Genomic DNA, 14,084 nt, shown 5'->3' with positions numbered 1-14,084 from the left:
GAAACTTTTCCTGCATGAATAAGCGGTTGACGGATTATGGGAGAGCTATCCCATTTTCCCGGATCAGACAAGCGTCGGCCACGCCAAGGAGTGCACATGTCCCGCCAATATCGTTTCATACCGCAGATGACCGAGGAGCAGATCGCCGAACGGCAGCTTGAAGGCCTGCGCTGGACCGTGGACCATGCCTATAAGGGCAGTCCCTTCTACCGCAACCACCTGAGCGAAGCCGGTATCGAACCGGGTTGCATTCAGAGCCTCGACGACCTGCGCACGCTCCCCGTGACCACGGCGGACCACCTCAAGCAGGGCTACCCGTTCCCCCTGCTCTCCGTGCCCGAACGCGACGTGGTGCGCATCCATGGTTCCAGCGGCACCACGGGCAAACGCAAAATTCTTTCCTACACCCAGAAGGACATCGACGTCTGGAAGGACATGTTCGCCCGCTGCTATGAACTGGCCGGCCTGACGCGCGAAGACCGCGTTCAGGTCTGCGTGGGCTACGGCCTGTGGACTGCCGGAGCCGGATTCCAGCTCGGCAGCGAGCGTTTCGGTGCCATGACCCTGCCCGTGGGACCGGGGCTGCTGGAAATCCAGCTGCAGATTCTGGAGGACCTCAAGCCCACCTGCCTGTGCTCCACAGCATCCATGGCCCTGCTCATGGGCGAACAGGTCATCAAGCACGGCCTTCAGGACAAGATCGCACTCAAGCGGGTCATTTTCGGCGGCGAGGCCCACTCCGAAAAAATGCGCAAGCAGTTCGAGGAAAGCCTCGGACTGGAGCACAGCTTCGACATCACCGGCATGACCGAACTCTACGGCCCGGGCATGGGACTGGAATGCACCGCGCATGAGGGCATCCACTACTGGGCGGACATGTACATACTGGAAGTGCTCGACCCCGTGACCCTTGAGCCGGTTGCTCCGGGCGAACTCGGGGAAATGGTGGTGACCTCCCTGTGCAAGGAAGGATCGCCCCTTATCCGCTATCGCACACGGGACCTGACCCGACTCATCCCGGGCGTGTGCCCCTGCGGCGTGACCATGCCGAGGCACGAAAAGATTCAGGGCCGCTCGGACGACATGTTCATTTTCCGGGGCGTGAACATCTACCCCGGCCAGATAGCCGAAGTGCTGGAAAGCTTCTCCGAGCTTTCCGCGGAATACCAGATCAACCTGACCCGGCGCGACGGACTGGACCACATGGCCGTCAAGGTGGAACGCGCACCCGAGGCGAACTACGACAGCGACACGCAACTGGCCCACGCGGTCAGCGATGCCGTGCGCAGGCACATTCTGGTGCGCAGCGAAGTGCAGGTGGTCAACCCCGGCGAACTGCCGCGCAGCTTTGCCAAGACCAAACGGGTCCTCGACGACAGGAACGAGGACTAGACGGACCGGCGCAGGCGTTCCCGCCCGATGCGGTGCGGTCCTGTCCGGCAACACGGCCCCTTGCGGCCGCCCGAGGAGGACACATGCCGAGCATCAGCGACAACGCCGCGCGCCACACGGTCATCGACCGCCGCCCCGGCCACTATCTCTGCTTTCCGGACGTCTGCATCACCAAAACCGGCCGTCTCGTGGTTGTCTACAACGAATACGACCAGCACGTGGCCACGCGCCGCGCATTGGTGGTGCGCACCAGCGACGACCTTGGCGACACATGGTCTCCTGTGCGCCTGCTGCGCACGGACATGAGCCACTGCCCGCGCATCACCGCGCTGGAGGACGGGCATCTGGTCATCGGCGACGACCACGGCCCGACCTTTCTGTGGAGCGCGGACAACGGCGAAACATGGGCGGCCCACAAAGGGGGCGGCATGGCTCACGGCCTGATCGACAGGCTCATACAGCTGGACACGAACACCTTCCTGACCACCGGGCACCAGCACAGGGGAACCCATTCGCACCCGGCCATACGGCAGGCCCCGCCCGAACAGATGGTCTACATTTCCGAAAACCGCTGCCGCACCTGGAAAGCCCTTTCGGTCATGACCTTTCTGCGCAACCTGACCCTGTGCGAGGCTTCCATGTGCCGCATGCCGGACGGTCGCATCCTGTCCATTCAGCGCGAAAACAGCTTTGTGTACGAGCCCATGTACGTGTGCCAAAGCACGGACAACGGCCAAACGTGGTCCGACCCGATTCCCACCGGGCTCATCGGCCACCGCCCCACCATGAACCTGACCCCTTCGGGCAAGCTGCTGGTCACCTACCGCAACGTGGGACCGGACCGGGGCACCTGCGCATGGCTGGGCAGCGAGGATGAATTGTACGGCTTCCGCGTGCACGGCTACGCGCCGGGCAATCCCGAAAACACAGCGGACGGCCTGAAGGTGGACAGCGAGGAAGGACCGGAACAGGTGGTGCGCTACGCCCTGCGCCCCATGACGGACCCGCGCCGCGCCAAGGCGAGGCTGGAAGCGGACATCCGCGTGGACGAGGCCGGTCCCAACGGCGTGGCCATGCGCCTCGGCGTCTGGTGGCGCATCCTTGCGGACCGCATCGTGTTCGACGCGCCGCACAATCCCGAAAACGAAACGGACGAAGCCGTAACGTCCTTTGTGCCCCTGCCGACAAACCGCACCAACACCATCACCATCAAGTATGCAAACGGTCTGTGCCGACTCATGGTCAACGGACGCGAAAAAGCGGCCCTGCCCGTTCCTGCGGACAACGCCGACACCCGTCCCATCATTGTGGGCTCCCCCTATCCGTTTGAAAACAACCGCGTGCGCTGCACATGGCACAGCATACGCCTGCGCATGGACGATCCTGCATGGCCCGCCCCCTACGAATGGGAATGGAAGGCGGGCGACCCGCTGCCCGACGCTGACGCGGCACGCTCGATCCTCGAACTCAAGAACGACCGCGAAGCCAATCCCGGCGACTTCGGCTATTCGGGCTGGGTCACGCTGCCGGACGGTTCATTTTACTGTGTGTATCACCACGGCGCAGGCGACGAGCCCGGATATTCGCCGGGCAAAAGCGCACACATCATCGGCACCCGCTTCAGCGAAAAGGACTTTGCGTGATCGACCGCAGCCCGCTGGAATACCGGCATGACGAAACGGCCCTGCAGGGCGTGCTGGTGCATGACCGCACTGCGGACCGTCCGCGCCCGGGTGTGCTGCTCATCCACGAGTTCATGGGCATCGGCGATTACCTCATGCCCCATGCGGACAGGTTGGCCCGAGCGGGATTCGCCGTATTGCTCTGCGACATGTTCGGCAAGGGAATACGCCCGCAAAACGCGGCACGGGCCAGCCAGCTCACGGCCCCGTTCAAGGCGAACAGGTCATTCATGCCGGCCCGTGCACGGGCCGGACTGGACGCATTGGCGGCGCATGACCTCGTGGATGCGCACCGGATGTTCGCGCTGGGGCTGTCCTTTGGCGGGTGCTGCGCACTGGAGCTGGCCCGCGCCGGAGCGCCTCTGAACGGAACCATCAGCATATACGGCTACCTGAACACGCCGCATCCCGCCCAAAAGCAGGCTATCCCCGGCCGGATACTGGTGCTGCACGGCATGCACGACAAGGTCGTGCCCATGACCGACGTGCATGAATTCTGCGAGGAGATGCGCCGATCCGAAACCGACTGCCGCGTGACCATCTACAGCAATGCCGGACATGGATTCTGCAACCGCACGGTCCGGCCGGACCCGACAACAGGCAATGCCTATTGCGCACGCACCGAACAGCGCGCATGGGCGGAAATCATGAATTTTCTGAATGAGGGAAAAGAAAAGGGAACCGACGGTCAATAGCCCCGTCAACAAGACAGGCCCGTGTCAGGAATCATCCTCGTTGGCCATGTTCCACTCGCGTTCCTTGCCGCGCTCGTCCTGAGCCTTTTTCATTTCACGACGAATGACAACGAGAAACGCTTCGGCTTCCCTGAGCCGGGGATTGAGCTGCAAGGCCAGCTTCAGGTGCTCGCAGGCCGCCTCCAGCCTGCCGCGGCCGTGATAGGCACGGGCAATGTTGAAATGGAGATTCTCATCCTGTGCATTGAGCTCGAGGGCCTTGCGGTAGAACCGCACGGCATCCTCGTACAACTCCCGCTTGCGCAGATCAATGCCGAACGCGTTAAACTTGTGGCGCTGTTCTTCGCGAAATATCTCATCGTTGGACATGAGCTTGTCCAACACCTGTCGGAGCTTGGAAAATTCCTTTTGCTCGGCATACACGCCGCCAAGGCCCACGTTGGCGTCCACATCCTGATCGTTGAGCAGGATTGCCTCGCAAAACTCCCGTTCCGCATCGTCAAGACGACCGAGATTGAAATAGCGCCTGCCGAGCTTTATCTTCTTTTGCAGACTTTCCAGACAGGGCAGGGTGTATTCGCGGTAGAAATCAAGTTCCGGCGTGTAGTATTTGAGAAAGGTTTCCTTGTCCACGATCTTGCGGACGCCCGAAGGGATATTGTTGCCGTTGAGCGGCTGCACTTCATAGTTGCGGTCGTTGATCTTGCGCACGAACCAATACGTGCCGTGCCGATATCGCGACGCGCGCTCACCGAACTGATACTGATATTTGGTGCTATGGGAATAGACCCCAAGCACCTCCCGTTCGTTTTTCTCTCCCATTGCCCCTCACATGGCACTGCGTTGATGCGAACTGGTGCCCGCGTTGATCGAATACTCGACCCGCCGACAGAGTTCAAGCGCATTAGCAGGCGCCTCCCCTATACGGCAATCTCCAACTGGAACCTTTTTCGATTCTCGCCCAAGCCCAGGTCAAAATGAGCATCGAACGTCAACGATTCTACCATCTCACCGGCAATGACCAGTCCCAGGGCCTCGAAACTCGTGCGTCGGATTTCCTCGATCCTGCCGTCGGCAAGCATGGCGTCAAACTCCCCCCCCGGTCCGCAGTGCGTAACGCATACACGCAGGCGGCCGCTGCCCCGGTACAATTCCACGGATATTTTTTCTGCGGATTCGTGGGCGCGCAACGTTCGGACACAATATGCATACACGCCTTCCACGGCAACCTGCAGGCGCAGCGAGCGTTCAACAGACTGCCCTTCCATGCGGGTATACGCCTCCAGCCCCGCATTGACCAATGCTATCAAACGGGACCGAGGCGGGACCGTCCAACGAGAAACAAATCTGAAAGCCTTGTCCTTCATCTTCCCTCCAGTGCAAAAGGACAGGAAACTGCCGACAACAACAAGGGCGTTCTTGTGTATTCCGTCCGATTCATGCAATGCTCACAATCAAAAGGAGCAGGCCATGAACCATGATCAAATTCAGGTCATATTTGAACAATTTTTCGAAAAATACAAGAAAACCGAGGGAGATCGCACCGCATGGTCCGCTTTCTGGGCGGAAACCACCCCCCACGGCGTGATCGAGTTGAACATGACCAAATGCCCGAGAGGGACGGTGTTCAAGGTCTTCGTGGACAAACGCAAAATCGCGGAGAAAGTGGGATGGGAGGAATTCCTTGCCTATCTTCCCGAACTGGAAGATGCCCATCCCGACCTGTTCAACAAGCAGAAAATCTTTTCTGACATGCAATCCATGCTCTAATCAATTATGAAAAAAGTATAAAATATATCAGTAATAATTGTTTCTCCCTTTTCCCGAACGTAAATTCATGGGAACAAGAACACCATCAATCCGGACCGAACCACATGCAGATGCCATTGAGAAGAGCCACGTCCCTCATCATCCTCTTCGTTTTTGGTATTCTCGTATTCCTGATATACACGACCTCGGTGCAAACCCTGCAGCCGCGCTTTCAGGCACTGGAACGCCAGATAATTCTCAGGGACGTTCACCAGGTAAAGCGACTTGTTGCGGACAAAATCCAAACCATCACGGTTTTGACCAAGGACTGGGCATGGTGGGACGACACCTATGCGTTCGTGAAGAACCGCAACAAGAAATACATTAAGGCCAATCTGCCACTGTCCACATTCACGTCCACCGGACTGAACCTCATAGCCTTTTACGACACCATGGGACAAACGGTCTGGGGCGCGTACCATCTCCGGGAAGCAAAAGAGCTGGCCCCCGTGCCATGGATATTTGAAGATTTTGTCTTCAAACGCATCGCCCCATGGGGAAAGGACTACAGCGGCACCGGATTCAACGGGCTGGTGACGGTGGGAGACATGACCCTGCTGCTGGCCTGTGAACAGATCCTGACCTCCGACAAAGAAGGGCCTGCGCGGGGTTGGTTGCTCATGGGCATGGTCCTGACCCCGGCCAAGATCGAGCAATGGGCGGCGGCAAACGGCCTGGACGTGACCGCCCACATCGTTGAATCGCCCGAAGCCGTAGCCACCAGGGAATTCCCGATGGTGTTGTCGAGGGATGACGGGGTGGAGGCCAGAAGTGTGCTCAGGGACATGAACAATGTTCCTGCCATGCTTTTCACGACAAAATCGTCCATGACGATCAGCAAGGTCGGCGACAACCTGATCATGATCAATTTCGCTGTCATGGGGGCGGCCTGCCTGCTCATGGGCGGCGTCACGCTCCTGTTGCTGCAATCAAAAATCACAAGACGCATATTCATGCTGGCCAGACAGGTTAATGCCATCTCCCAAACGCCCAATGAGGCATACGACATCTCCATTCCGGGACAAGATGAAATCACGGACCTTGCCCGGGATGTGAACAGCATGGTGCATCAAATCAAAGAAGAAAAACGCTTTCTGGACAACATGATGCGCTCCGTTCAGGTGGGCATTTTTCTCATCGCTGTGGACACGCGGATCATTGTGGAGGCCAACCCGCATGCATGCGCATTGGTGGGATTGCCCTGCGAGGACATCGTGGGCAAAAAATGCCATGGATTCATCTGTCCGAACAAAGAAAAATCATGTCCGGTACTGGATCTGGGACAACCGAACGACCTGAAAACCAGAACATTATTGCGTGCCGACGGAAAACAGCTTTCCGTGCTCAAATCCGTTACCCCCATAACCCGGGACGGAACCTCATACCTTCTGGAATCCTTTGTGGACATCACGGAACTGGAAACCACTCGCGCCAAACTGGAAAAATCCGAAGAGCGGTATCGCACCATTTTCAACAACACGGGCACGGCCAGTGTCATCGTCAATGAAGACACGACCGTGGCCATGGCCAATAACGAATTCTACCGGCTGACGGGATATACGAGGAAACAAATCGAAAACGGCCTGCGCTGGACCGAATGCTTTCACCCCGACGATGTCAAATGGATGCTGGAATACCATCAACAACGTCGCGTGGACGAAGACGGACTTCCCCGGAGATACGAAACCAGATTCATCGACGCATCGGGCAACATCCGCATCGTCGAACTGATGGTGTCCATGTTCCCGGGTACCTCCATGAGTATTGCCTCACTGCTGGACATCACCGAACACAAGAGCATGGAACAACGGCTGGCCCAGAAAGCCTTTTACGACACCCGTACAAACCTTCCCAACCACCTGCTGTTTCAGGAACGACTGCAACATGCCCTTGCCGGAACGGACAGAAGGAAGTCCATTGCCGCAGTAGTGCTCATTTCCATGGAAAACGGCCTGGCGGACACGCCTCATCTGGGCAGAAAACAAATCAACATCATGACGCAACTGGCCGCGGCACGGCTCAGGGAAATCATGCGCGACAGCGACACGCTGGCCCGCATCGACAGCACCCTCCTTGCCATGGTCTGCGAAGATATCGAAGTCGCGGCCAACGCTCGCCTTCTGGCCGCCCGCATTCTCGAAGCATTTGAAGACCCCGTTGCCATCGATATGAACACGCAACGCCCCTGCATGCGTTTCGGCATGGCGCTCTATCCTCATGACAGCTCCGATCCCACGGAAATCATCCGCAAGGCGGAAATGGCTCTTTCCAAAGTCCATCCCTCGGACACAGTGCGCTTTGCCATGTACTCCGATACGGACAACCAGTCCCTGCTCAATCACCTTGAACAGGAATCAACCCTTTCAATCGCACTGGAAACCGGACGACTCAAGAACTGGTTCATGCCCATCCTGCATACCGGCAAAAAACGCATCTGCGGTTTTTCCTGCGAACTGCACCCCACTGGCAATGAACAACAATTCATGCCGCAAAACCGGATTACCCCGTCGCGACAAAGCCTGTCCCATGCCCTGGACCTGCAGGCCCTGCGCGTGGCATGCCGCACTGCCCGTAAAATCGAAAAAAACACAGGCGCCGTTGATGCCATCCTCTACAGGCTCTCTCCCGGCAGCTTTGCAGACACCGCCATCGTCAACAAGGCATGTGCCACGCTGCACGAACAGGGTGTGGCCCGCGGGAAAATCATACTCGCAATCCCCGCACGCGGCCTTACCGTCGCTCCGGAAAGGGCTCTGCGCCTGTGCGACAGCATGAACGAATACGGTGTTCGATTCGCCCTGACAGGTTTCGGGCACCAGAGCCCACCCATTCAAATCATCCAGCGAGCCGCTCCGTCGCTGCTCCTGCTGGACACCGTGTTCACTGCGCCTGCAAACAATACAACCCGAATCCGCCCCGAATTCATGCAGGCGCTCATTCAGATGGGCAAGGCGCTCGATATTCCCGTTGTCGCCACGGAGGTCAATACACGTGAACAGATGGACAGGCTGATCCGTTACGAATGCGAATACATTCAGGGAGAAATGGTCTCCAAGCCACAGGATGCGGACTCGCTTGAACGCCTTTTCGGTAAACGATATGCATCGAGGGACACCAGATGAAATCATCCCCACGTCCCAAAACACACGCAAAGGACCCCGGCAAGGCCATGTCAAACCCAGCGGAATATTCGCCCGACCTTGAATGGAGCGTATTCGAGAATTCCCCCCTGCCCGTGTACGAAACAAACATCCAGGGCATGATCTGGCGCTACAACAAGGCCTTTGCCGAATTGTTCGGATATTCCACTGATGAAATGCGGAAGCTGGCGGACATCACGCAGCTCGTGAGCAAGCACGACCTGCCGAACATCACGAAATGCCTTGAGAAAACATCCCGCAACGCCCCGGTCAAAACCACCATCATTCAGGGGCTTCGCAAGGACGGGTCCCATTTCTTTTACCGGCCGTTTCCGCAACTCTTGGAAAACGATCGCATCCGCGTCATTCTGCTCGATGTCACCGAAATGCGCGAGGCACAGGAAGCACTGAAAAAAAGTGAAGAACGGTACGCATTCGTGGTCCAGGGAGTCAACGACGGCATATGGGACGTCGACCTGCGCACCGGCGAGCGCTTCTATTCTCCGCGCTACAAATCCATGCTCGGTTACGGGGAGGACGATTTCCCCGAAAGCCCGGAAGCATGGCAGGACATGATCCATCCCGATGACAAAAGCGCAGTTATCGAAGAGGTCAGAAAATGCAAACAGGGTGAAGTGGACCAATTTCAGGTTGAATACCGCATTCGCCACAAGGACAACTCATGGCGCTGGATACTCGCGCGCGGTGGCAACTTCAAGGACAAGAACGGCAGGCCGTACAGGATTTCCGGCACGCACACGGACATTTCCAAACGCAAGAAAACCGAAGATGCATTGCGGGAAAGCGAGGAAATGCACAGTGCCCTCTCCCGCGCCGCATTCGAAGGAATAGCCATTTCTGAAAACGGCTGTATCCTGGCTGCCAACCATGCGGCCAGCGCCCTGTTCGGCTATGAACACGGCGAATACATCGGCCAGCATACGCACGACCTCGTCATCCCTGAACACCGTGAAATCGTACGTCAAAACATCAAAAACGACTATGAAAAGCCCTATGAGGTCGTCGGTGTACGCAAGGATGGCAGCACCTTCAATGTGCAACTGCAGGGCAAAGTGTTCCAATTCAAGGGCAGGAAAACCCGGGTCACGGGTATCCGGGATATCTCGCGCCGCATTGAGGCAGAAAGCCGCTATCAGTCCCTTTTTGAAAACGCCATCGAAGGAATCTTCCAAGCCTCCTCGGACGGAAAATTTCTGGCGGTGAACCAGTCTCTGGCGAACATACTGGGATATGGCTCGACAGAAGAACTCATGGACACGGTTCAGGACGTCGGCTCACAGCTTTACGCCGTTCCGGAAGAATATGCCCGGCTGCGCAATGAACTGCAGCAACACGGCCAGGTGACCAAGCATGAAATCCAGCTGGTGCGAAAGGACGGCACCGTGATCTGGGCCTCGGAATCTTCACGGCTGATGCGGATTGGGGAAGACACCCGCTATGAAGGATTCGTGGAGGATATAACCGAACGAAAGGCCAACGAGCGCACATCGCGCGTGTTGTATGACATTTCCAATGCGGTCAGCAGAACCCGTGACCTTGACGAGCTCTTTACGACCATCCATGGAATCCTGAACAAGGAAATCGATGCCACCAATTTCTATATCGCCCTGCTCAATGAAGACAGGACACAAATGACCTTCCCGTATTTCAGCGATGAATACGACGTCCACTTCGAAACTGTCGAAATCAAAAGCCTGTCTTCCCCCAGCCTGACGCTGCAGGTCATCCAGTCCGGCAAACCCCTGTTCATCACCCGGCAAAAAATCGAGCGCAAGGAATCGGAAAAAACATTGCAGAGCATAGGCACTCCGGCCGCAGTCTGGCTGGGGGTCCCGCTTTCGATCAAGGGAAAGCCCATCGGCGCCATGGCCGTGCAGCATTACAGCAACACGGAACACTACACGGACGCCGACATCAAGCTCATGACCGCCATTTCCGAACAGGTGGCGCTGGCCATTGAACGAAAAGCCACGGAATCCGAACTCTTTGTGCTCAACGAGCAGCTTGAGTCCATCGTGCTCAAACGCACGCGCCAACTCAGGGACAAGGCCCGGGAACTGGAAACGGCCAACAAGCGCCTTCAGGAGTTGGACAAGCTCAAGTCGGCCATCATATCGTCCATCTCCCACGAACTGCGCACGCCGCTGACTTCCATCCGCGGTTTTGCAAAGCTGATCCGCAAGGAATTCCAGCGTCAGTTCGCGCAAGACAACGACGGCTCCACAGAGCGGCAGAGCAGTGCCGAACGCATCGTGCAAAATCTCGAGATCGTGGAAAGCGAAGGGGAACGGCTCACCCGGCTGGTCAACGGTTCCCTCGACCTCAGCAAGATCGAATCCGGACACATGCAATGGAATGACCAGTCGACTCGCCCGGAAAAGCTCGTACAACTGGCCCACAACGCCGTTTCCGGACAATTCGCGTCAACAACGGACCTCAGGCTCGACATGGATATTCACGACGGCCTGCCCTCGATTCATGTGGACCCGGACCGCATACAGCAGGTGTTGATCAACCTGTTGCACAACGCAGCCAAATTCACCCGAAAGGGAACCGTCACCGTAGGCGCCCGGCTCGCAGGCAAGTCCGTGCGTTTTTTTGTCACGGACACAGGGGTCGGCATACCCGAAACCGAGCAGACGCAAATATTCGAACGCTTCCACAAACGGGAACATGGGGACACGCTGGCCGACATCAGGGAAGGGGCAGGACTCGGATTGGCCATCTGCCGGGAAATCGTCAGCCACTACAATGGACGCATCTGGGTGGAATCACAGCTCGAACAGGGGAGCAGTTTCATTTTCGAAATTCCGGGCGAAGCGGAAACCGCATAAAAAAAGCCCCGGCACAAAAGGCCGGGGCGACACGATGACTACCAGCGGCGCTGGGGCCGGGGGCGTGCCTCATTGACCTTGAGGCGACGACCGCCGAAATCCTCGCCATCCAGTGCCTCGATGGCCTTTTCTGCTCCTGCGTCTTCCATTTCCACAAAACCAAAGCCGCGGGGGCGTCCGGTTTCACGGTCGGAAATCAATTTCACGGAAATCACTTCGCCATGCACGGCAAAGGCATCACGAACCTCGTCCTCGGAAGAGCTCCACGGCAGGTTCCCCACATAAATGTTCTTAGCCACAATACAACTCCTTGAAAAACCGGCCCGCGGATCGCACCGGAAGCATCTTCCGACATTTCCACCATGCAATCCGTCAAAAAGGCCCTGAAATGCCCGCCAGCCAGGCATCGCCCGGGAAGATCACGCCTGCGAACAAAACCATACCCTACGACCTTCCATCTTGATCGGTAGCCCTGCAGAAGGTTTTCGGTCAAGAAAAAAACAGAAGGATGCATTAAAAAAATGCGCCATCCCCCCGAAAATAGTGCTTTACCTATCTACACCGCAGGTGTAATTTTGACCCTCAACCCACCTTCACATGCGACATAATCAACTGTAATGACAAATAAAAAAGACAACCGAACCGCCTCCGGGCTCACGGCCGCGCTTGGTGCCTTCATCGGTTGGGGGCTTTTGCCCATATACTGGAAGCAGCTGCACCATGTTCCGGCAATGGAAATCCTCTGCCACAGAATAATATGGTCGCTCGTCTTCGCCTGCCTGCTCGTCACCATACAAGGACGCTGGCGCGAAACCATTGCCCCGCTCTCGTCAAAACGGACGCTGGGGATGCTGACCATGAGCAGCCTGCTGCTGGGCAGCAACTGGCTCATGTACATCTGGTGCGTGAACCACGACCAGGTGCTGGCCACCAGTCTCGGATACTATATCAACCCGCTCATGAACGCCCTGCTGGGATTTGCCCTGCTCCGAGAAAAAATGTCCCGGCTCCAGCTGTTCGCCATCTGTTTTGCTGCGGCCGGTGTAATCAATTCCATTGTCAGCCTGGGTCATTTCCCGTGGCTGGCATTAGCCCTGGCCGTGACATTCGCCCTTTACGGGCTGCTCAGAAAGACGGCACCCATGGAGTCCCTGCCCGGGCTGACCGTGGAAACAGCCATCATCACACCGCTGGCACTGAGCTACGTCCTCTATCTCGAATACACGGGACAGGGCACGTTCGGCCATGCCGCCATTTCCACCAACCTTTTTCTCATGGGAGCGGGTGTGGCCACATCCATGCCCCTGTTCGGCTTTGCGTTCGGGGCACGCAGACTGCGCCTCACCACTCTGGGAATCATCCAGTACATTGCCCCGAGCATAGCGTTTCTTCTGGGTGTCTTCGTCTATCGCGAACCGTTCACTACGGCCAACCTGACCACATTCGCCCTGATCTGGACAGGTCTGGCCATCTACTCGGCCGACAGCATCATGCAGGTCCGGCGCGCGCGTCGTCAAAACCTCGTGAACTGAAAAACGGCCCATATCCGAACCGGACATGGGCCGCCAATACTATCGCAAGAAGCATCAGCCGAGGATGGTTCGTTCCACCCGGTTACGGCCAGCTTCCTTGGCCTTGTAGAGCATTTCATCAGCCGTCCGGACCAATTCGTCCCGGCTCATGCCCATGGCGGGCATGACTGTGGCAACTCCCACACTTATCGTCACGTATTCGGAGCATTCGGAAAATTCATGCGGCAACTGCAGTCCGAGCACGGCCTTGCGCATAGTCTCGGCCATGACCGCGGCGCCCGGTCCTTCTGTGGCAGGCAGCATGGCAATGAATTCTTCCCCGCCGTAGCGGGCGACCATGTCCGTGCTCCGGTTCAGACACCCCCGGAGCGCCTGAGCCACTGTGCGCAAGCAGATGTCCCCCTCACCGTGGCCATAATTGTCGTTGTATTTCTTGAAATAATCGATATCCATCATGATCACGGAGACCGCTGCCCCCTCGCGCATGGCACGCCGCCATTCCTTGTCGTACCATTCGTCAAAACGCCGCCGGTTGGGAATGCCGGTAAGGGCATCCATGTCGGAAAGGCGCTGCAGCATGTCGGATTTCCTCTTGAGCTGCACATGCGTGCGCACCCTGGCCTTGACAATGGGGATGCTGAACGGCTTGGTTATGTAGTCCACGGCACCCATGGCCAACCCATGGGCCTCGTCATCTTCACCGGTCATGGCCGTAATGAAGATCACGGGGATATCCTTGGTGGCATCGTCTTCCTTGATGTGCCGCAACACGTCGAACCCGTCCATGCCCGGCATGATGATGTCGAGCAAAATAAGATCCGGCAAATTGTCTCCGCCAAGGATCTCAAGCGCTTCCTCGCCGCTCTTGGCAACGGTCAGATCGTAATCCCCCACCAGAGCTTCCCCGAGAACGCTGATATTGAGTGCGGAATCATCCACAACCAGCAAACGGGAACGTCGTTCGGCTTCGTACATGTAT

Annotated in this window: 11 protein-coding genes; 7 read left to right on the top strand and 4 right to left on the bottom strand. The window is 57.4% G+C overall.

What is annotated here, in order from left to right:
- Nucleotides 1-96: 96 nt before the first annotated feature.
- The 3 genes from F8A88_RS02970 to F8A88_RS02960 all read left to right on the top strand — a co-directional run bounded on the left by F8A88_RS02970 (nt 97) and on the right by F8A88_RS02960 (nt 3,769).
- Nucleotides 97-1,392, top strand: coding sequence for a phenylacetate--CoA ligase family protein (locus F8A88_RS02970; protein ID WP_151149576.1), 1,296 nt, complete (start codon nt 97-99; stop codon nt 1,390-1,392).
- An 83-nt stretch (nt 1,393-1,475) separates the two neighbouring features.
- On the top strand, nt 1,476-3,035 hold the full coding sequence (locus F8A88_RS02965) for a sialidase family protein (protein WP_151149575.1): 1,560 nt from the start codon (nt 1,476-1,478) through the stop codon (nt 3,033-3,035).
- Nucleotides 3,032-3,769 carry a dienelactone hydrolase family protein gene (locus tag F8A88_RS02960; protein WP_151149574.1) on the top strand — a complete coding sequence of 246 codons (738 nt, stop codon included), beginning with the start codon at nt 3,032-3,034 and terminating at the stop codon, nt 3,767-3,769. The genes F8A88_RS02965 and F8A88_RS02960 overlap by 4 nt, the downstream gene beginning before the upstream one ends.
- 24 nt (nt 3,770-3,793) lie before the next feature.
- Here F8A88_RS02960 and F8A88_RS02955 read toward each other — a convergent pair whose 3' ends face one another.
- A complete protein-coding gene (locus tag F8A88_RS02955; RefSeq protein WP_151149573.1) occupies nt 3,794-4,591 on the bottom strand; it encodes a tetratricopeptide repeat protein in 798 nt (265 codons plus the stop codon).
- A gap of 98 nt (nt 4,592-4,689) precedes the next feature.
- Nucleotides 4,690-5,037: a hypothetical protein gene (locus tag F8A88_RS02950; protein ID WP_151149572.1), complete on the bottom strand. Its 348-nt coding sequence runs from the start codon at nt 5,035-5,037 to the stop codon at nt 4,690-4,692.
- A gap of 202 nt (nt 5,038-5,239) precedes the next feature.
- On the opposite strand from F8A88_RS02950, the gene F8A88_RS02945 reads away from it, so the two are divergent.
- The 3 genes from F8A88_RS02945 (at nt 5,240) to F8A88_RS02935 (ending at nt 11,573) form a co-directional block, all read left to right on the top strand.
- A complete protein-coding gene (locus F8A88_RS02945; protein ID WP_151149571.1) occupies nt 5,240-5,539 on the top strand; it encodes a hypothetical protein in 300 nt (99 codons plus the stop codon).
- Between the two features lie 104 nt (nt 5,540-5,643).
- The gene (locus tag F8A88_RS02940) at nt 5,644-8,700 is read left to right on the top strand and encodes a sensor domain-containing diguanylate cyclase (RefSeq protein WP_151149570.1); all 3,057 of its coding nucleotides are present in this window, start codon (nt 5,644-5,646) and stop codon (nt 8,698-8,700) included.
- A gap of 47 nt (nt 8,701-8,747) precedes the next feature.
- On the top strand, nt 8,748-11,573 hold the full coding sequence (locus tag F8A88_RS02935) for a sensor histidine kinase (RefSeq protein WP_161598327.1): 2,826 nt from the start codon (nt 8,748-8,750) through the stop codon (nt 11,571-11,573).
- 38 nt (nt 11,574-11,611) lie between these two features.
- Here the strand turns inward: F8A88_RS02935 and F8A88_RS02930 are convergent, their stop codons facing one another.
- Entirely contained in the window at nt 11,612-11,872 is a 261-nt protein-coding gene (locus F8A88_RS02930; protein WP_151149568.1) for an RNA recognition motif domain-containing protein, read from the bottom strand.
- A gap of 318 nt (nt 11,873-12,190) precedes the next feature.
- Between F8A88_RS02930 and rarD the strand changes: the two genes are divergently transcribed.
- Nucleotides 12,191-13,105, top strand: coding sequence for an EamA family transporter RarD (rarD, locus tag F8A88_RS02925; protein ID WP_151149567.1), 915 nt, complete (start codon nt 12,191-12,193; stop codon nt 13,103-13,105).
- A gap of 54 nt (nt 13,106-13,159) precedes the next feature.
- On the opposite strand, the gene F8A88_RS02920 is transcribed toward rarD, so the two are convergent.
- On the bottom strand, nt 13,160-14,080 hold the full coding sequence (locus tag F8A88_RS02920; protein WP_151149566.1) for a diguanylate cyclase domain-containing protein: 921 nt from the start codon (nt 14,078-14,080) through the stop codon (nt 13,160-13,162).
- Nucleotides 14,081-14,084: the final 4 nt, after the last annotated feature.

It is taken from the genome of Pseudodesulfovibrio senegalensis (assembly GCF_008830225.1).
Classification (GTDB): domain Bacteria; phylum Desulfobacterota; class Desulfovibrionia; order Desulfovibrionales; family Desulfovibrionaceae; genus Pseudodesulfovibrio; species Pseudodesulfovibrio senegalensis.
The sequence above is the reverse complement of the archived record's forward strand: the minus strand, read 5'-3'. Positions and strand labels throughout refer to the sequence as shown.

Bases quoted from the DNA above. Each gene is read 5' to 3' on its own strand.
- rarD (WP_151149567.1), top strand. From the start codon at position 12,191: ATGACAAATAAAAAAGACAACCGAACCGCCTCCGGGCTCACGGCCGCG.
- F8A88_RS02935 (WP_161598327.1), top strand. From the start codon at position 8,748: ATGTCAAACCCAGCGGAATATTCGCCCGACCTTGAATGGAGCGTATTC.
- F8A88_RS02940 (WP_151149570.1), top strand. From the start codon at position 5,644: ATGCAGATGCCATTGAGAAGAGCCACGTCCCTCATCATCCTCTTCGTT.
- F8A88_RS02945 (WP_151149571.1), top strand. From the start codon at position 5,240: ATGAACCATGATCAAATTCAGGTCATATTTGAACAATTTTTCGAAAAA.
- F8A88_RS02950 (WP_151149572.1), bottom strand. From the start codon at position 5,037: ATGGAAGGGCAGTCTGTTGAACGCTCGCTGCGCCTGCAGGTTGCCGTG.
- F8A88_RS02955 (WP_151149573.1), bottom strand. From the start codon at position 4,591: ATGGGAGAGAAAAACGAACGGGAGGTGCTTGGGGTCTATTCCCATAGC.
- F8A88_RS02970 (WP_151149576.1), top strand. From the start codon at position 97: ATGTCCCGCCAATATCGTTTCATACCGCAGATGACCGAGGAGCAGATC.
- F8A88_RS02920 (WP_151149566.1), bottom strand. From the start codon at position 14,080: ATGTACGAAGCCGAACGACGTTCCCGTTTGCTGGTTGTGGATGATTCC.
- F8A88_RS02965 (WP_151149575.1), top strand. From the start codon at position 1,476: ATGCCGAGCATCAGCGACAACGCCGCGCGCCACACGGTCATCGACCGC.